This is a genomic window from Brevundimonas sanguinis, assembly GCF_029636725.1.
Lineage (GTDB): Bacteria > Pseudomonadota > Alphaproteobacteria > Caulobacterales > Caulobacteraceae > Brevundimonas > Brevundimonas sanguinis.
On the sequence record NZ_CP116770.1, the window covers coordinates 907,153 to 924,451 of the forward strand.

At 67.8% G+C, this 17,299-nt stretch carries 18 protein-coding genes; 2 read left to right on the plus strand and 16 right to left on the minus strand.

Annotated features, from left to right (window positions below; translation table 11 throughout):
- Positions 1-2: 2 nt before the first annotated feature.
- Both PIB44_RS04690 and PIB44_RS04695 read right to left on the minus strand, forming a co-directional pair.
- Complete coding sequence (locus PIB44_RS04690; RefSeq protein ID WP_278070605.1) at positions 3-689, minus strand: lysophospholipid acyltransferase family protein; 687 nt, start codon at positions 687-689, stop codon at positions 3-5.
- Positions 686-2,575, minus strand: coding sequence for an ABC transporter ATP-binding protein (locus PIB44_RS04695; RefSeq protein WP_134580061.1), 1,890 nt, complete (start codon positions 2,573-2,575; stop codon positions 686-688). The genes PIB44_RS04690 and PIB44_RS04695 overlap by 4 nt, the downstream gene beginning before the upstream one ends.
- 103 nt (positions 2,576-2,678) lie before the next feature.
- Between PIB44_RS04695 and PIB44_RS04700 the strand changes: the two genes are divergently transcribed.
- On the plus strand, positions 2,679-3,344 hold the full coding sequence (locus tag PIB44_RS04700; protein WP_278070606.1) for a fused DSP-PTPase phosphatase/NAD kinase-like protein: 666 nt from the start codon (positions 2,679-2,681) through the stop codon (positions 3,342-3,344).
- Position 3,345: 1 nt separating this feature from the next.
- Here the strand turns inward: PIB44_RS04700 and PIB44_RS04705 are convergent, their stop codons facing one another.
- From PIB44_RS04705 to folE, 14 genes are all read right to left on the minus strand, one after another.
- Positions 3,346-3,540, minus strand: a complete 195-nt coding sequence (locus tag PIB44_RS04705; RefSeq protein ID WP_227157315.1) for a hypothetical protein — start codon at positions 3,538-3,540, stop codon at positions 3,346-3,348.
- The gene (locus PIB44_RS04710) at positions 3,537-3,698 is read right to left on the minus strand and encodes a hypothetical protein (protein ID WP_167309442.1); all 162 of its coding nucleotides are present in this window, start codon (positions 3,696-3,698) and stop codon (positions 3,537-3,539) included. Before PIB44_RS04710 ends, PIB44_RS04705 begins: the two co-directional genes overlap by 4 nt.
- A gap of 98 nt (positions 3,699-3,796) precedes the next feature.
- Positions 3,797-4,048 carry a DUF4170 domain-containing protein gene (locus PIB44_RS04715; RefSeq protein ID WP_035302662.1) on the minus strand — a complete coding sequence of 84 codons (252 nt, stop codon included), beginning with the start codon at positions 4,046-4,048 and terminating at the stop codon, positions 3,797-3,799.
- Positions 4,049-4,061: 13 nt separating this feature from the next.
- A complete protein-coding gene (locus PIB44_RS04720) occupies positions 4,062-4,871 on the minus strand; it encodes a 3'(2'),5'-bisphosphate nucleotidase CysQ (protein ID WP_025978343.1) in 810 nt (269 codons plus the stop codon).
- Entirely contained in the window at positions 4,868-6,214 is a 1,347-nt protein-coding gene (locus PIB44_RS04725; protein WP_278070607.1) for a TldD/PmbA family protein, read from the minus strand. Before PIB44_RS04725 ends, PIB44_RS04720 begins: the two co-directional genes overlap by 4 nt.
- 42 nt (positions 6,215-6,256) lie before the next feature.
- A complete protein-coding gene (locus PIB44_RS04730; RefSeq protein WP_025978341.1) occupies positions 6,257-6,658 on the minus strand; it encodes an MAPEG family protein in 402 nt (133 codons plus the stop codon).
- A complete protein-coding gene (locus PIB44_RS04735; protein ID WP_376787729.1) occupies positions 6,655-8,436 on the minus strand; it encodes a M14 family metallopeptidase in 1,782 nt (593 codons plus the stop codon). The genes PIB44_RS04730 and PIB44_RS04735 overlap by 4 nt, the downstream gene beginning before the upstream one ends.
- A 296-nt stretch (positions 8,437-8,732) precedes the next feature.
- Positions 8,733-10,262, minus strand: a complete 1,530-nt coding sequence (locus tag PIB44_RS04740; RefSeq protein ID WP_278070609.1) for a UbiD family decarboxylase — start codon at positions 10,260-10,262, stop codon at positions 8,733-8,735.
- A gap of 48 nt (positions 10,263-10,310) precedes the next feature.
- Positions 10,311-10,559, minus strand: coding sequence for a helix-turn-helix domain-containing protein (locus PIB44_RS04745; RefSeq protein WP_134580075.1), 249 nt, complete (start codon positions 10,557-10,559; stop codon positions 10,311-10,313).
- Positions 10,560-10,594: 35 nt separating this feature from the next.
- Positions 10,595-11,452 (minus strand): aldo/keto reductase, encoded by an 858-nt coding sequence (locus PIB44_RS04750; RefSeq protein ID WP_278070610.1) that lies wholly within the window; start codon positions 11,450-11,452, stop codon positions 10,595-10,597.
- 208 nt (positions 11,453-11,660) lie between these two features.
- Positions 11,661-12,449 carry a TraB/GumN family protein gene (locus PIB44_RS04755; protein WP_278070611.1) on the minus strand — a complete coding sequence of 263 codons (789 nt, stop codon included), beginning with the start codon at positions 12,447-12,449 and terminating at the stop codon, positions 11,661-11,663.
- Positions 12,450-12,474: 25 nt separating this feature from the next.
- The gene (locus PIB44_RS04760) at positions 12,475-14,313 is read right to left on the minus strand and encodes a gamma-glutamyltransferase family protein (protein WP_278070612.1); all 1,839 of its coding nucleotides are present in this window, start codon (positions 14,311-14,313) and stop codon (positions 12,475-12,477) included.
- A gap of 135 nt (positions 14,314-14,448) precedes the next feature.
- Complete coding sequence (locus PIB44_RS04765; protein ID WP_025978334.1) at positions 14,449-14,892, minus strand: biopolymer transporter ExbD; 444 nt, start codon at positions 14,890-14,892, stop codon at positions 14,449-14,451.
- 199 nt (positions 14,893-15,091) lie between these two features.
- The gene (gene folE, locus PIB44_RS04770; RefSeq protein WP_025978333.1) at positions 15,092-15,706 is read right to left on the minus strand and encodes a GTP cyclohydrolase I FolE; all 615 of its coding nucleotides are present in this window, start codon (positions 15,704-15,706) and stop codon (positions 15,092-15,094) included.
- 140 nt (positions 15,707-15,846) lie between these two features.
- Here folE and cysS point away from each other — a divergent pair, with 140 nt between their 5' ends.
- Positions 15,847-17,253, plus strand: a complete 1,407-nt coding sequence (cysS, locus tag PIB44_RS04775; RefSeq protein ID WP_278070613.1) for a cysteine--tRNA ligase — start codon at positions 15,847-15,849, stop codon at positions 17,251-17,253.
- The last annotated feature ends 46 nt before the right edge of the window (positions 17,254-17,299 follow it).

Here is a 17,299-nt window from a genome sequence, read left to right on the forward strand (position 1 = left end):
GCTCAGACGCGCTCCAGACCGGTGATAGCGTCGGCGCGCGCCTCGACGGCGTTCATGCGCGCGGTCCAGTCGGCGGCGACCTCGGCCAGATCGGCGCCTTGGGGATACCAGGCCTTGTCCCAGACAATGGCGCCCCGTCCGAACGGCAGGGGCAGGACCGCCTTGTCCCAGCTGTTCAGTCGCATCGCCGGCTTGCACGACAGGCCGATGAACAGGACCGGGGCGCCGGACATCTTGGCCATCAGCGGCAGGCCTTCGGCCATCTGGCGCGCCGGGCCGCGCGGGCCGTCTGGCGTGATGGCCAGGCCGCCGACCTTCAGCTGTTTGAGGCCGTCGCGCAGGGCCTGAGCGCCCCCCTTGGACTGTTTGGCCTTGTCCTTGTTGGAGGAAGAGCCGCGTACGGCGGGAATGCCCAGGCGGCCTACGGCCTTGGTGAAGAACTCGCCATCGGCGCTCAGCGAAACCAGCCCCTTGACCTGCTGCGCCCGCTTCATGGGCCAGCAGACCGGCGCCAGGGCGAGGCGCGAATGCCAGAAGGCGCACAGCACGCCGCCGCCGTCGGCCCAGACCTCTTCGGCGAGATGTTCGTTCTCATGCGTCCAGCGTGTGGTGGCGTAGCAGAACCGCATCCACTCGGACAAAAGCCAGGCGGCGGCGTCCTGGATGACCGGGTTGCGCAGCGGCCTCATGCGCCCGTCTCGTCAGGCAGCTCGGCCAGAGGCGGCAGGGTGTCGAACCCGGGCAAGGCTTCCGGGTCGCTGTCCAGCGACTGCTGCCGCGCCAGGCGGGCGTAGAGGCCGCCGCGCGCCACCAGGGCGTCGTGGGTTCCTTCCTCGACGACGCGGCCGCCGTCGATGACGTAGATGCGGTCGGCGTTCTTCACCGTCGACAGGCGGTGGGCGATCATCAGGGTGGCGCGGCCGTCCATCAGCCGTTCCAGCGCCGCCTGCACCATGGCCTCGCTCTGGGTGTCCAGCGCGCTGGTGGCCTCGTCCAGCAGCAGGATGGGCGCGTCCTTCAGGAAGGCGCGGGCGATGGCGATGCGCTGGCGCTGGCCGCCCGACAGGCGCAGGCCCGCCTCGCCGACGCGCGTGGCGTAGCCCTCGGGCAGGGCGGCGATGAAGTCGTGGGCCGCGGCGGCGCGGGCGGCCTCGATGATCTGTTCGGCGGTCGCGCCCTGCCCGCCATAGGCGATGTTGGCGGCTATGGTGTCGTCGAACAGGAAGGGCTCCTGCGTCACCAGGCCGATGTGGTCGCGCAAGGAAGCCAGGCTCAGCTCGCGCACGTCGCGGCCGTTGATCGTCACCCGGCCCGAGGTCACGTCGTAGAAGCGCGGCAGGAGGCTGAGGATGGTCGACTTGCCGCCGCCCGACGGGCCGACCAGGGCGATGGTCTCGCCCGGCGCGACATGCAGACTGACGTCCGACAGGGTGGGGGCCGCGCCCTCTTCGCCCGCGTGATAGGCGAAGGAGACGTCTTCCAGGGCCACGGTCGCCGGGCCGGGGGGCAGTTCGACGGCGTCGGCCGCCTCGCGGATCTCGGGCTCGATGTCCAGGGCTGCGAACAGGCGGCGGGCGGCGGTCAGGCCCTCGCTCAGCACGGTGCTGAGATTGGTCACCTGGCGCAGGGCCTGGCCGGCGAACAGCAGCATGCCGATGAAGGAGGCGAAGGCGCCGACGGTCATCTCGCCCTGGCCGGCGCGCCAGCCGGCATAGGCCATGACGGCGGCGACGATGGCGTAGGCGACGATGTCGCTCGCCGGTCCGGCGAAGGCGCGGCTGTCAGCCCCTTTGATGACATGGCGCTGGCGGCGGTCGATGACGGCGGCGACGCGGGCTTCCTCGGCGGCTTCGCGGTTCTCGATCTTGATGACGCGCACCCCGTCCAGGTTCTCCATCAGGGCGCTGGACAGGGCCTCGGTCTCGGCCATGGCGCCGCGCGCGGCCTTGCGCGACTTCTTGCCGAAGCGGCGGATGATCCAGCTGACCAGCGGCACGCCCAGAAGGACGATCAGCGTCAGCGGCAGGTCGATGAAGCCCATGGCGACGATGACGCCCAGCAGCATCAGGGCGTTCTGGGTGTAGTTGACCACGCCCGAGGTGAAGGCCTCGCGCACCAGATTGGCGTCGAACAGGACGGAGGAGACGAAGGTCCCCGAATGCTGGCTGCGCAGGCGCGACAGGTCGGCCCGGATCATGCCCGAGAACAGCTGCTTCTGGATGTCGCCGACGATGCCGTGGCCCAGGCGGTTCACCAGGGCCGACTGACCCGCCATGGCCAGGGACCGGATCACCGCCGCCACGACGATGAACAGGGGGATGACGATCAGCACCTTGTCGGCCGGCAGCGTCACCACGCCCCAGACGGTCACCGGCCCCTCGTGCCGGCCAAACAGCAGGTCGATGGCCGGCTCTAGGAATTTCAGCAGCACGGCGGTCAGCCCGCCCGAGACGGCGGCGCATAGCAAGGAGGCGAAGAAGGCCGGCTTGTGCTGGGACAGATAGTCCCGCCAGATGCGGGCGAGCAGGGGGCGCAGCGGCTCGCGGGCGTCGAGTTGGGGGGCGGGAACGGTCATCGGCCTTCGGTCGAACGGCTGAGGCGGCAAGTCAAGCGGCCGCGAACGAGAGAGGCGCCGCCGGACGGGTGACGCGGGGTGCAAACGGCGCTATCTCGCCGCCATGGGGCGCTTCGATCTGACTACGCCGTTCGGCCGTTTCAAGGCGCATTGGTCCTATTTCTGGGCCGATCACGCCTTCCTGCGCACGGCCTTCACCAACGCCCACTGGCTGGGGCCGGACCTGGTGCGGACCAACCAGCCCTCGCCGCGACAGCTGGCCTTCTGGAAACGGCAGGGGATCAAGACCGTCGTCAACCTGCGCGGCCAGAGGGACGAGGCCTATTACTGGCTGGAGAAGGACGCCTGCGACAAGCTGGGGCTGACGCTGATCGACGCGCCGCTAGATTCGCGCGATCCGCCGGGCAAGGACCGGGTGCGCCGGGCCAAGGTCCTGTTTCAGACCATCGAGTATCCGGCCCTGATCCACTGCAAGTCGGGCGCGGACCGGGCGGGGATGATGGCGGTTTTCTATCGGCACTTCCATCTAGGCGAGCCGATCTCTGAGGCGATGGAGGAACTGGGCAAGCGCACCCTGCACAGCCGTGAGGGGCTGACCGGAGTGTTGGATTATACTCTGGAGAAATATGTCGCCGAGGTTGAACCCACGGGCGTCAGCTTCGAGGACTGGGTCGAAAGCGAAGCCTATGATCCCAAGGCCATTCGGGCCGAGTTCAAGGCCGGCTGGTGGGGCAAGCTGGTGGTGGATCGCCTGCTGAAACGGGAATAGCTCAGCCCCACGGGCCGCCGGGCTCGGGGCCGCGAGACGGAGCCTGACGCACGGACTGCTCTTTTTTCCACCGTTTCATTTGACGGTCGTGTTCGATGCGGCGCCGCAAGGTGACCATGCAAAGCGCCAACACGGCGAGCATGGAGACCAGGCTGAAAATCTGCTGGCCGTCCAGCGTCTGGCCGAAAAAGGTCAAGGTCGAGGGTCTCGATCGGCCGGGGTGATGGGGTCGTTCCAGGCGGTGTCCTGATCCTCGCCGGGACGGGGGACGTGCTTGGGGCCCCTACGCACGACCCAGACGATCGCCGCGACAGCGACCACGACCAGCAGCAGCACAATGATCGTCGGCAGCATGGGAAATCCTGTTCAAGAACAAAGGCGACTGACTCGAAAGCGCATCAGCCGCCTCGACGGTTCCGGAACAGCGGCGTGATGACGCCCTGAGCGCTGGATCAGACGTCGCTGCGCGGGTCGATCAGCTTGTGCGCGTGGAGGATGAAATAGCGCATGTGGGCGTTGTCGACGGTCGCCTGGGCGCGGGCCTTCCACGCCTTCTTGGCTTCTTCATAGTTGCCGAAGGCGCCGACGAACTCGACCTGGGACAGATCGCGGAAGACCGGCTCGGCCGGGTGGCGCATCTCGCCGCCGATGACGAGGTGAAGCAGTTGGGGATCGTGAGAGTCGGCCATGGAGAGGGGGTCCATTGCGGGAGGAATGTCAGATGGCCAGCGGGATAGGCGCTGTGCGCCTTACGATCAACGGGTGAAGGGCCGGTGCGGCGCATATCAGGCTGGTTTGACGCGGATCAGGGCGATTAAAGCGCCAGGGACGGCCCATGTGGTCGCTGACCTTCGCCCCGGCCTCTTCGGCGATCAGGGCGCCCGCGCAGACGTCCCAGTCCCATTTGGGGCTGATGGCGATGGCCGCATCAAAGGCCCCCGCCGCCACCAGGGCCATGCGATAGGCCAGGGCGTTGCGTTTGGAAAAGCGCATCGGCGGCCACGGCTCGTCCCATTCGCGCGCCTCCATCAGTCGGGCGTCGGCCAGAAGCTCGGCGTCCTCCAGGTCGTCGGTGTCGGACGCGCTGATCGGCCGTCCCTTCAGGCGCGCGCCGCCGCCCAGCGTCGCCTCGAACAGCTCGTCCATCATCGGGGCGTGGATGACGGCGGCGACCGGGCGGCCGTCCTCGACCACGGCGATGGGCACGCACCACCACGGCTTGTTCTTCATGAAGGCGACCGTGCCGTCGATCGGGTCGACGACGAAGATGCGCTTCTTCGATAGGCGCTCCGTGCTGTCGGCCGTCTCCTCGGACAGCCAGCCGTAGTCGGGGCGGGCGGTCAGGAGCGTGTCGCGCAGCAGCTGATCCACCGCCAGATCGGCGCTGGTGACGGGCGAGCCGCCGTCCTTGGACCAGACCTTCAGCCCGGCCTCGCGGTGTTCGAGCGCCAGCCGGCCTGCGGCCAGCGCCGCGTCGCGGATCAGGGCGAGGTCGGCGGCCCAAAGCGCTGAAGAAGCGTCGCTCATTTGCCCGCGATCGCCACCTTGTCGAACAGCAGGGAGGGGCTGTTGAACGCGCTGCGGAACTCCAGGTCTGCCGCGCGCTGCAGGCGGGCGTAGAGGTCGATCAGATTGCCCGCCACGGTGACTTCGCTGACCGGATAGGCGCGCTGACCGTTTTCGAACCAGAAGCCGGACACGCCCGCCGACCAGTCGCCGGTGTTGCCGTTCAGCGAGGGGCCGAACATGGAGGTGATCAGCAGGCCGGTCCCGGCCTGGGCCATCAGGGCGTCCAGATCGCCTTCGCCCGGCGTCAGATGCAGGTTGTGGGTCGAGACGCCCGACGGCCCCGCCAGCCCGCGCGAGGCGTGGCCGGTGGTCTGAAGGCCCAACTGCGCCGCTGAGGCCGTGTTCAGCAGCCAGGTGGTCAGCACGCCGTCCCTGACGATCTCGCGCCGTTCGACGGCCACGCCCTCGTCGTCGAAGGGGGTGGAGCCGAGGCCGCGCGGGCGGAACGGGTCGTCGATCAGGTCGACGCCGCTCGGCAGGACGCTCTGGTTCAGCTTGTCCTTCAGGAAGGAGCTGCCGCGCGCGATCGACGGACCGGAAATGGCGCCCAGCAGCGGCGACAGCACCTGGGTCGCGACGCGGTTCTCGAAGATGACCGGAGCCGAGGTCGAATCGATCTTGCGCGGGCCGACGCGGGCGACGGCGCGCTCGCCCGCTTTCAGGCCGATGGAGGCGGCGTCCGGCAGGTCGGACAGGTGGCGGACGGCGCGGCTTTCGCCGCCGCGCTCCATGGCGCCGTCCTTCTCGGCGATGACGCCGACGCCCAGAGAGAAGGCGCTGCCGCGATGGCGGCCGTCGAAGCCGTGCGAGGTGACGAGGCGCCACTCGCTGGCCGACCATGAGGCGTGGCCGCCTTCCGACTTGGACACGCCCGATACGGCCAGAGCCGCGGCCTCGGCTTCGGCGGCGGCCGCTTCGAGCGCTTCGGCCGAGCGTTCGGCGGGATCATAGAGGTCGAGATCGGCATGGGGCGCGGCGGCCAGCCGGTCCTGCGGCGCGAGCGAGGCGTAGGGATCTTCCGGCGCCAGCTTCGCCATGGCCACGGCGCGCTCTACCAGACGGGCGCGGGTGGCGTCGGACAGGTCAGAGGCGGACACCGTCGCCTGACGCCGCCCGATGAAGACGCGCAGGCCCAGGTCGCGGGCTTCTTCACGCTCCACGTCTTCCAGCGCGCCGTTGCGCACGCCGACGGACAGGGAAGCGCGATGGGCGGACACGGCCTCGGCCGCATCGGCGCCGGCCTTCAGCGCGGCGGAGATCAGATCGTTGAGGATGTCGGGGGAGGGCGTCTTATCGGACATGCCCCGATATGGCGGACGGAACCCGCGCCCGCAACAGCCAGACTAGAGAATGGACCAGGCGATCAGGCTGACCGCGGCCACCAGCAGGGCCAGCCACGTCAGGATCATGCCGACCGAACGGCCCAGCGACGGCCCTTCCTGGAACAGCAGGCCCAGCGCATGAATCACCCGCCCGGCGAACAGCATCCCGCCGACCGCATGGATCAACAGGGCCGGGGCGCCGAGGAAGGCCAGCAGGATCAGCCCGCACATGCCGGCGGGGATGTATTCGGCCGCATTGGAAAAGGCGCGGGTGGCGCAGACCAGTTCGCGCACGCCGCCGTCGCCGAACTCGACCAGATGTTTGCGCCGCCGGTTCACCACCACGCCCGACAGGACCAGCAGCAGCAGGATCAGCAGTCCGCCCCATAGGGCGGCCGCTTGAATGGTCGGGATCAGGCTCAATTTTCGCGCCCCACCGGATAGAGGCGATAGCGCTGGTCATAGAAGGGCGTGCGCTCATAGAACCAGGCCAGGCGCGCGTCGCCGTCGGCGGCGAAGGCGGGGTCGGCGGCCAGCTTGGCCTCGAACGCGGCCTTCAGCGCCGGATCGGCGGCCAGCATCTTTTCGGCCAGCGGTGCGATGGCGTAGGCCTCGATGTATTCGACGCGGTTCAGCACCTCGGGGAACATGCCCCAGGCGAAGAAGCTCTCGTTCGACTGCGGCTCCAGCAGAAGGACGGCGACGTCGCCCATCGGCTGATCGGTCGGCACGCGCACCGAGCCGACAGGGAAGGTCCACTCGTGGGCCTCCGCCCGGACGTCGCTGACCGAGATCGGCACATGGCCCTCGTTGGTGCGGCCCGACACCTTGGTATCGACCAGGCGCAGCATGTCGACGGCGACGGTGCGCGGGGCGTCCAGCGTCTCCATCTGCACGCCGTGGGTGCGCAGGCGCTCGATCACGTCCTGACGATAGGACGGCACCCAATAGGCGCTCGGCCGCTTCAGCGTCAGAGTCGGGTGCGAACCGTAGAAGGGCATCTGCCAAAGTTCGGCGTCCGGCTGGCCCAGCCAGCGGATCTCGGGGCGGCCCGAGGCGACGCTGTCGAACGTCTCGTAGCGGATGCCCTTGAACGGGCGGGTGCGCGAGGGCGTGTCGTCGCTGACGAAGTTGGCGGGCAGTTCGGCGGGACGCAGGGCGCGGTCGGCGGCGATGGCGGCGCGCAGGTCGCCGGACTTTTCAGCGAGCAGCTTCAGCGCCTGTTCGAGGAAGACGTAGGTTCCCAGCACCCGCTGTTCGTGCGGCTTCAGGCTGTGGTTCTCGATCAATATGGTCGGGATGTGGGCCGCCGAGCCCCAACCGTTGGAGAAGCGCTCGCCCAGACCGCCGTCGTTCAGGCCCTTCTTGGGATCCCGGTCGTCGATGGCGAAGATCAGTTCGCCGGGGATGTGCCCTTGAGCCTCCAGCGCCTCGTACATGGCGGGCTTGAAGGCGGCGTCCAGCCATTTGGCGATGGCCGGGCTGCGGCTCCAGACGCCGTCCTCGCCGTTGTAGCCGAAAGTGACGTCGTATTGATAATCGATGCCGTCAGTGACGTGGATGTCGACGTAGAGGTCCGGCTTGTACTTGTGGATCAGGCCCATGACGGCCTGCATCTCGGCCTGATCCAGCTTCATGAAGTCGCGGTTCAGGTTCTGGTTCGTCGCCGTGTGGCGCCAGCCCTGATTGCGCGGCCCGCGCTGGTTGGGGCGGGAATACGGGCCGGTGCGCTCATGGCCGTCGACGCTCAGGATCGGGATCAGGATCAGGTTGGCCCGGTCCAGCAGGTCGTCCTTGCCGTAAAAGGCGATGTCGCGCAGCAGCATCATGCCCGCGTCCTTGCCGTCGATCTCGCCGGGGTGGATGCCGGCCTGGGCCAGTAGGACGGGCTTGTTCGGATCGAAGGTCGCGCCGTCCTTGGAGGCGATCACGGCGTAGATCGGGCGCCCTTCCGGCGAGGTTCCGAACTGTTCGATGCGGATCAGGTCGCTGGCGGCGTCCAGCTTGTCGAACCAGGCGCGGGTGTCGGCGTAGCTCGGCGAGAAGTCGTGCGCCGCATCGGCCTCGAAGCCCGTGACCCACGGGTCGGCGGCGTCCCGCAACAGGGCGCGGCTGGCGCCGTTCCAGGCAGGCGCAGGAGGCAGGAAGGCCTGATCCCACGGCGCGACATTGGGCAGGGCCGATGGGGGCGTCTGGGACATGGCGGGACTCGCAAGCAGAAGGGCGGCGGCGAACAGCAGACAGGAGCGCATGCGCTTTGGTGGGCCGAATGGTCCGATGAGGCAAGCTTTCGCTGCTTCCAACCCTCTCCCGGCGGGAGAGGGCTTGAGCCTCCAAGAGCCGAAGGCGATTGGATAAGGCGAAAGGGTGAGGGGCTTGTCCTGTCCGTCGGCGTCAGCCGTCGCGCGACCTCCTCAACCGCGAACCCTCACCCTTTCGCGCAAGAACGATCGCTGCGCTCTCGTGCGCTCAAGCCCCCTCCCATCGGGAGAGGGGTCTATTTCCAGATCGGACTCTTGTCGCCCGGCAGGCCCAGGCGATCCCAGATGTCGTTGACCCGTTCGATCACATCCTCGTCCATGCGGATTTCCTCGCCCCATTCGCGCTTGGTCTCGGGCTCCCACTTGTCCGTGGCGTCCAGGCCGATCTTGGAGCCCAGGCCGCTCTCGGGCGAGGCGAAGTCCAGATAGTCGATGGGGGTGTTCTCGATGACGGTGATGTCGCGCGCCGGGTCCATCTTGGTCGAGACGGCCCACATGACGTCCTTCCAGTCGCGGGCGTTGATGTCGTCGTCCACGACGATGATCCACTTGGTGTACATGAACTGGCGCAGATAGCTCCAGCAGCCCATCATCACCCGCTTGGCGTGGCCGGGGTACGCCTTCTTCATCGACACCACGGCGATGCGGTAGCTGCATCCTTCGGGCGGCAGCCAGAAGTCGACGATCTCGGGGAACTGCTGCCGGATCAGGGGGATGAAGACCTCGTTCAGCGCCTCGCCCAGCACCGACGGCTCGTCCGGCGGACGGCCGGTGAAAGTCGTCAGATAGATGGGGTCCTTGCGCATGGTGATGGCGCTGACTTGGAAGACCGGGAACTTCTCGACCGAGTTGTAGTAGCCGGTGTGGTCGCCGTAGGGGCCTTCGTCCTCGAACTCGTCCAGCAGGACGTGGCCTTCCAGCACGATCTCGGCCTGGGCCGGGACCATCAGCGGCACGGTCTTGCACGGGGCCAGCTCGGCCTTGGCGCCGCGCATCAGGCCGGCGAACTGATATTCCGACAGGGTGTCCGGCACCGGGGTCACGGCGGCCAGGATGGTCCCCGGATCGGCGCCCAGAACCACGGCGCAGGGCAGGGGCTCCCGCTTTCCAGCCTTCTTGTGCCGGGCGTAGTGCTGGGCCCCGCCGCGATGGGCCAGCCAGCGCATGATGGCCTTGTCCTTGCCCAGCACCTGCATCCGATAGATGCCCAGGTTGAAGTCGTCCTCGCGGTCGTCCGACGGCCCCTTGGTGACGACCAGACCCCAGGTGATCAGCGGCGCGGGCTCACCGGGCCAGCAGCCTTGAATGGGCAGGGCGGTCAGGTCGATCTGATCGCCCGTCAGCACCACCTCTTGCACCGGGGCCTTCTTCACCGTCTTGGGCCGCATGGACATGACGGTCTGGGCCAGGGGCAGCATCTCCATCGCGTCGGAGAATCCGCGCGGCGGCGTCGGGTTGCGCAGGAAGGCCAGCAGTTCGCCGACTTCGCGCAGCTCGCCCGCCGTGGTGCGCTGCTTGCCCTCCAGCGTCACGCCCATGGCGACCCGCTTCACCGTGCCGAACAGGTTGGCCAGGCAGGGAATGGGGCTGATCGAGCCGTCGGGCATGACCGGCTTCTCAAACAGCACCGCCGGGCCGCCGTTGCGCAGCAGACGAGTCTGGATCTCGGTCATCTCCAGATGGGTGGAGACGGGCTCCGACACGCGGACCAGTTCGCCGTCGGCTTCGAGGGTCGCAAGAAAATCGCGCAGGGACTTGTAGGCCATGCGCTGACGCTTAGGCGGCAATCGCCCGTCTGTCACGCCATGCGCGCGTCAATAGGCCGGGACGTCGGACACCAGCGCCCACACCGGCAGGCGAAGGGCGCGAGTGGCGGCTTCGATGCCGGCGGAATCCAGATGCTGGCGGCCCGCCTCGACCCGTCGCAGGGCCTCGGGCGTCAGGTTCAGGGCGGCGGCGAGATCGGACGAAGCGACGCCTCGCTGATCCCGCCAGCGCCGAATACGGGCGCCGATGACGGCGTCGACCGGGTCAATGTTAGGGAACCCCAGAACCGAACCCATCCTTCGCCTCCCGACGGCCTGATCAGGCGGTCCCGTCAGACGGCATCCTTATCCCATTGGAAGGCGGCGTCCAGCCAGTCGCCCAGGCGCCCGTCGAGATGGGCCAGGGCGTGGATGCGCGCCATCTCCTCCGCCGACAGCTCGAAGTCGAAGATGTCGAAATTCTCGGCGGCGCGGGTTTCCTTGGCGGTGCGCGGAATGGCGATCACGCCCTGCTGGATGATCCAGCGCAGCGTGACCTGGCCGTTGGTCTTGCCGTGGGCGCGAGCAATCTCGCCGATCACGGCGTCGTCGGCGATCTTGCCCTGAGCCAGGGGCGACCAGGCGGTGATGGACGAGCCGAGCTCGCGCGCGGTCGCGATCAGCGTCTTCTGCGACAGATAGGGGTGATACTCGACCTGGTTGGTGATCAGCGGCGCCGTCGACAGGGCGGCCGCTTGGCGGAATAGGGCCGAAGGGAAGTTGGACAGGCCAATGTTCTTGGCGAATCCCTTCTCCTGCGCCTCGTTCAGGGCGCCGATGGTTTCCTCCAGCGCCGGCGTCGGCTTGGGCCAGTGCAGCAACAGCAGGTCCGGCGTCAGGCCCAAGCTGAGCGCCGATTCCTCGGCCTGACGCAGCAGGGCGTCGCGATGGAAATGCTCGACCCAGATCTTGGTGGTGACGAAGATGTCGTCGCGCGTGACGATCCCTTCGGCCACGGCGTCGGCGATGCCGTCGCCGACCGTCTTCTCGTTCTTGTAGATCCAGGCGGTGTCGATGTGGCGATAGCCGATGCGCAGGGCCTCGCGCACCATGCGGCGGGCGTCGTCGGGCTCCAGTTGCCAGGTGCCGAAGCCCAGCAGCGGAATCTCCACGCCCGAGGCGGTGACGGTCGGCTGGTTGGAATAGGGCATGGGAGGCTCCGCGAGATTCAGGAGCCTTCGATATAGGCGCCCGCTCGGGCGTCGCCATTGTCCAGCCAGTGGAAGATCCGGTCCTTCAGCGGCTCCATCCCCTCGCGGAAGGCACCCTCGTGACCGATGCGACGCGCGCCGAAGTCGCTGGGGGCGTGGACGCTGATCAGGGCGGGCTAACCGTCTAGGCGATGGACGCCGCGTCAGATCAAGGCTTGGCGGGTTCGGCGGCGGTGGTTGGGCCCAGAGCAAGCACGCCGTCGAAGGCGCCGTTCTCGTACGGCTGGACGATCACACCCCGTACAGCCGCGTCGTAAGACACAGGCAAGGGGGCGGGGCCGCAGCCGTCGCGGCGGCAGTTCCAGGATGTTCCGCCCTGCTGAACGACGTAGAGGCTCAGGACCTCGGCAGGCGGCAGGTGCACGACGGCCGGAATCAGGTTCATGCGCTCGATCGTTTTCCGTTGCGCGTGGATGTTGCCGACCAGAACCAGCATCCGGCTATCGGGCGCCTTGCGGGCGGCGGTCGCCAGTCGGTGAGCCATGTCCAGGTCGTAATAGGACTGGCTGAAGCCCTGCACGCGCGGGCTGTCGGGCGCAAAGGCGACGACCTTGAGGCTAGGCGTCTCGCGCTGCATCGCCCGCAGGCGCAGCAGCAGCTCCAGCATGGCGACGCTGCCGCGCCCGTCGTGGTGGACGAAGGGACCATGCGGATAGGCGGCCAGGATCGCGCGTGCGGCTTGCTCGGTTTCGGCCGCCATGAAGGCGTCCAGCATCGGCTGCATGCCTTCCGAGAATTCGAGCGCGACCGTCACCGGCCCCTTGTCCCGCGCCGCGCAGACCAGATCGGCGAAAGGGGCGGGGGTCTCGGTCGTGCCGTGCATCTCGCCGACGACGACGTAGCGGATCTCTTCCTTCCACAGGGCCTCGACGCCGGGAATGGGCGCACAGGCGGAAGGCGCAGCAAGGGCGGCGGCGGCTAGCAAAGTCGCGATCATGGCGTCTTCCTCATGTGGGCGCTGATCAATAGGCCAGGGCGTTGCCGTCCTTGCGCATTTCGGTGGCGGCGCCGTAGGTCCAGCGGCCCTGTTCGTTGATCTGCTTCATCACGTTCTGATAGCCGCCGAAGCCGCCGTCGGGCGGGCCGAGATCCCAGCCCATGGCGGTCAACTGCCGCTTGGTGGCCTCCGGCACGCCGGATTCCAGATGCAGCTTGCCGACGCCCTCGGCGGGCTGGCCGGTCGGTTCGGACGAGCCGTAGTGCTGCCAGCGCGGGCTGTCGCCGGCTTCCTGGGGGTCGAGGCCGTAGTCGACCATGTTGATGATGATCTGGGCCTGGCCTTGCGGCTGCATCCCGCCGCCCATGACGCCATAGGCCATCCACGGCTCTCCGTCCTTGCAGGCGAAGCCGGGGATGATGGTGTGGAAGGGGCGCTTGCCCGGCGCATAGACGTTCGGGTGGCCGTCGCTCAGAGCGAACAACTCGCCGCGATTCTGGAACATGAAGCCCAGGGTGCGGTCGTCAGGCCCGTCGGCGACCAGGCCGCCGCCCATGCCGCGATAGTTGGACTGGATCCAACTGACCATCATCCCGTCGCTGTCGGCGACGCTGAAGTAGGTGGTGTCGCCCTGGGTCGGGGCGTCGCCGGGGAAGACGCGGTCCATCACGCGGTTCGGGTTGATCAGCTTGGCCCGCTCGGCGGCGTAGGCCTTGGAGTTCAGCCAGGCGGTCGGGGCCTTGGCGAAGCGCTCATCGGCGAAGTAGCGGGCGCGGTCCTCGAACGCCAGGCGCTTGGCCTCGGCCTGGATGTGGATCGAGGCGGCGGACTGGAAGCCCATGGCTTTCAGGTCGAACTGTTCGCAGATGTTCAGGATCTGATTGGTCGACAGGCCTTGGGTGTTCGGGCCGAGCGAATAGACCTCGACGCCGCGATAGGTGGTCATCAGCGGCTCGACCCATTCGGTGCGGTGGGCGGCCAGGTCGGCGCGGGTCATCCAGCCGCCGATACGCTTGAAATAGCGCTCGATGTGGTCGGCGATCACCCCGTCATAGAAGGCGTCGCGGCCGCCCTCGGCGATCAGGCGGTAGGTGCGGCCGAGATCCGGATTGGCGAAGATCTCGCCGGTCTTGGGCGTGCGCCCGCCGGTCAGCCAGACCTTCCTGCGGTTGTCGTTTTCCTCGATCGTCGCGGCGCTGCGGTCGAAGCCGGCCATGTTGCGTTCAAGGTAGTAGGCCACGACCTGCGGCACGGGCACGCCCTGTTCGCACAGTTCGGCGACGGGCAGCAGCACATCCTTCCATGGCAGCTTGCCGTAGCGCTGGTGCGCGCTCCACCAGGCGTCGACCGTGCCGGGGACGTTGACCGTCACGGCGCCGTAGCGGGGCAGGTAGCCGTCCGGCCCGGCCTTGGATCGCGCGGTCTCCAGCGACAGGCCGCGCGGGCTGGCCCCCGAGCCGTTGAAGCCGACGACCTTTTTCTGGGCCGGGTCCCACATCAGGCAGAAGGCGTCGCCGCCGATGCCGTTGGCGGTCGGCTCCAGAAAGCCCAGGGCGGCGTTGATGGCGATGGCCGCGTCGATGGCCGAGCCGCCGCGCCGCAGAGTGTCCAACCCGATCATCGTCGCAGCGGGGTGGGCCGTGGCGGCGGCGCCGTTGGCGCCCCAGACGGTCGAACGGCCGACGAAACGCGGCCCGGTGATGCGGTCGCCGATGCCGACTCCGGCGTAAGGGTCGGGCGTCGGCGCGGGCTGGACCGAAGCCGGATTGGCGACCGGCGCAGCGGCGGGCGCCTGCTGGGCGCGGGCGGCGCCCGCCATCAAGGCTCCGGCGGGCAGGGCCGACAGAAAAGTGCGGCGACGCATGATGTTTGACTCCCCCTCGTTCGAGGCGCGCATTGAGGCCGGAACAGGGGCAGGGCGCAAGCTGCAGATAAGCTTGCCGCAAAGAAAAAGGGCCGCCCGAAGGCGACCCTTTCGATGTTCAACTGGAAGACCCGATCAGGTGATGTCTTCGTTCAGCAGACCGACCTTGAAGTAGCCGTTCTCCTGCAGGGTGTTCATGACTTCCATGAACTGATTGTACTTCACTTCCGGCTGGGCGCGGACGAAGACGCGCTCCTCACGGCAGTCCGCCACGGCGCCTTGGGCGGCGCAGACGTCGCCGGCCAGCTTGGCCAGCGTGGTTTCCTGTTCAGCGATGAACAGCGAGCCGGATTCCTGGATGGTGATGTACACCGGTTCCTTGGGCTCGGCGTTGTCGGCCGGCGGCGTCGCCGGCGGCAGGTCCAGACGGATCGACACGGTGGCCATCGGGGCCGCGACCATGAAGATGATCAGCAGCACCAGCATGATGTCCACGAACGGCGTGACGTTGATGTCCGCGTTCTGTGCCGCCAGCTTGCCGCTGCCGCCGCCGCCGCCCGAAGAAAGTCTCGCGCCCATTACGCCCTCGTCTCTATCAAGACCCGCACCCTCCGGCGGGCCAAACTGAAAGTCTCGCTCGTCTCTTGGCGTCCTCAAGCGAGCTTGTAAAGCCGTTGAATGCGAGGAAATGACGCTGCTGGGGGAATAAGATTGCGAATTCGGCGTAAGCCCGCCTTGGCCGCGATCAATTCAGCCCCGTATCACAGCCCTTTGCGGCTCAGCCCCGGGCCAGTTTGAGGAATCGCTCGGCCAGGGCCGGGTCGGCCTTGAAGGCGCCGGTGAAGCGGGTGGTGATGGTCGAGACGTGGCGGTGGTGCACGCCGCGCGTCGTCATGCACTGGTGCGCCGCATCGACCATGACGGCCACGCCCCTGGGCTGCAGGTGCGATTCGATGGCGTCGATGATGTCGTTGGTCAGGGTCTCCTGATTCTGGAGACGGCGGGCGAAGATCTCGACCACACGCGCCAGCTTGGAGATGCCCACCACCTTCTCGCCCGGCAGATAGGCGACGTAGGCCTTGCCCAGGAAGGGGGCCAGGTGGTGCTCGCAGTGGCTCTCGACCTCGATGTCGCGCAGGATGACCATGTCGTCATAGCCGGTCACGTCCTCGAAGGTGCGTGACAGCTCCTTGCCCGCATCGGCGTCATACCCGTCGAACCACTCGCCATAGGCGTCGACCACGCGCTTGGGCGTGTCCAGCAGGCCGGGGCGGTCGGGGTTGTCCCCGGCCCAGGCGATCAGGGTGCGCACCGCCTCCAGCGCCTGTTCGCGGCTGGGACGCTGGGGCGCCTCATTGGCGACGAGGACGGGCTTGGCGGGGGTGCTGCTCATGAAACGATCCGGCGGCGGCGAGAGCGCCTGTTCAGAATACTATTATATATGGACTTGGGCGCGCGGCCCTGACTGTCTATCAGGCCGCTATATGGGACACCTCGTCCGTCCCGCAAGAAAACTCGCAAAAGACCTGACCTATGGCCCTGCACATCCACGACACCCTGCGCCGTGAAAAGCGCCTGTTCACGCCGCGTGATCCGAACCGGGTGAGCCTCTATGTCTGCGGCCCTACGGTCTATGACTACGCCCACATCGGCAACGCCCGTCCGCCGGTGGTGTTCGACGTGCTGGTGCGGCTGCTGCGCCGCACCTATGGCGCCGACAAGGTGCTCTACGCCCGCAACGTCACCGACGTGGACGACAAGATCAACGCCAAGGCCGCCAGGGAAGGCGTCGCCATCGGCGAGATCACCGCACGCTATGAGGCCGCCTATCTGGCCGACATGGGCCTGTTGAACGTCAGCCCGCCCGACATCGCCCCGCACGTCACCGACTACATCGAGGCGATCACCAAGCAGATCCAGGCCATCATCGACGCCGGTTGCGCCTATGCGGCTGAGGGTCATGTGCTGTTCGACGTGTCGTCCTATCCGTCCTACGGCGCGCTGTCGGGGCGCAATCTGGACGACATGATCGCCGGCGCCCGCGTTGAGGTGGCCCCCTATAAGAAGAACCCGCACGACTTCGTGCTGTGGAAGCCGTCCAAGGCGGACGAGCCGTCCTGGGCGTCGCCGTGGGGCGAAGGCCGTCCCGGCTGGCACATCGAATGCTCGGCCATGATCGAACAGACGCTGGGCCTGCCCATCGACATCCACGGCGGCGGCATCGACCTGGTCTTCCCGCACCATGAGAATGAGATCGCGCAAGGGGTCTGCGCCCACGGCCACGCCCATGGCGACGACGCGCATGACGCATACGCCCGCTACTGGATGCACAACGGCTTCCTGACCGTGGACGCCGAGAAGATGTCCAAGTCGATCGGCAACGTCCTGCTGCTGCACGATCTGGTGCAGGCCATGCCGGGCGAGGTGGTGCGCTGGGCCCTGCTGAGCGCCCACTATCGTCAGCCGCTGGACTGGAACCAGACCCTGCTGGAGCAGAGCCGCAAGAACCTCGACCGCCTCTACGGCGCCCTGCACCGCGCGGCCTCGGTCGAGGCGGCGGAGGTCGAGCCGCCGGTGGAGTTCCTGAAGTCCATCGAGGACGACCTGAACACGCCGGGGGCCATGGCGACCCTGTTCGCCCTGTCCAGCGAGATCGAGCGCGGCATGACGGCGGGCGACGAGGGGGCGGTGGCGACGGCCAAGGGCCAGCTGATCGCGGCGGCTTCGATCCTAGGCGTGCTTCAGGCGGATCCGGCGGAATGGTTCTCGGGCGTCGACGAAGGGCTGAAGGCCGAGGTCGAAGGCCTGCTGGAACAGCGCGCGGCCGCCCGCACGGCCAAGAACTGGGCCGAGGCCGACCGTATCCGCGACCGCCTGAACGAACTGAACGTCGTGGTCATGGACGGCACGCAAGGCGCGACCTGGCGGATGAAGGGCTAGGAAACCCTCTCCCGGCGGGAGAGGGCTTGAGCGCACGAGAGCGTTA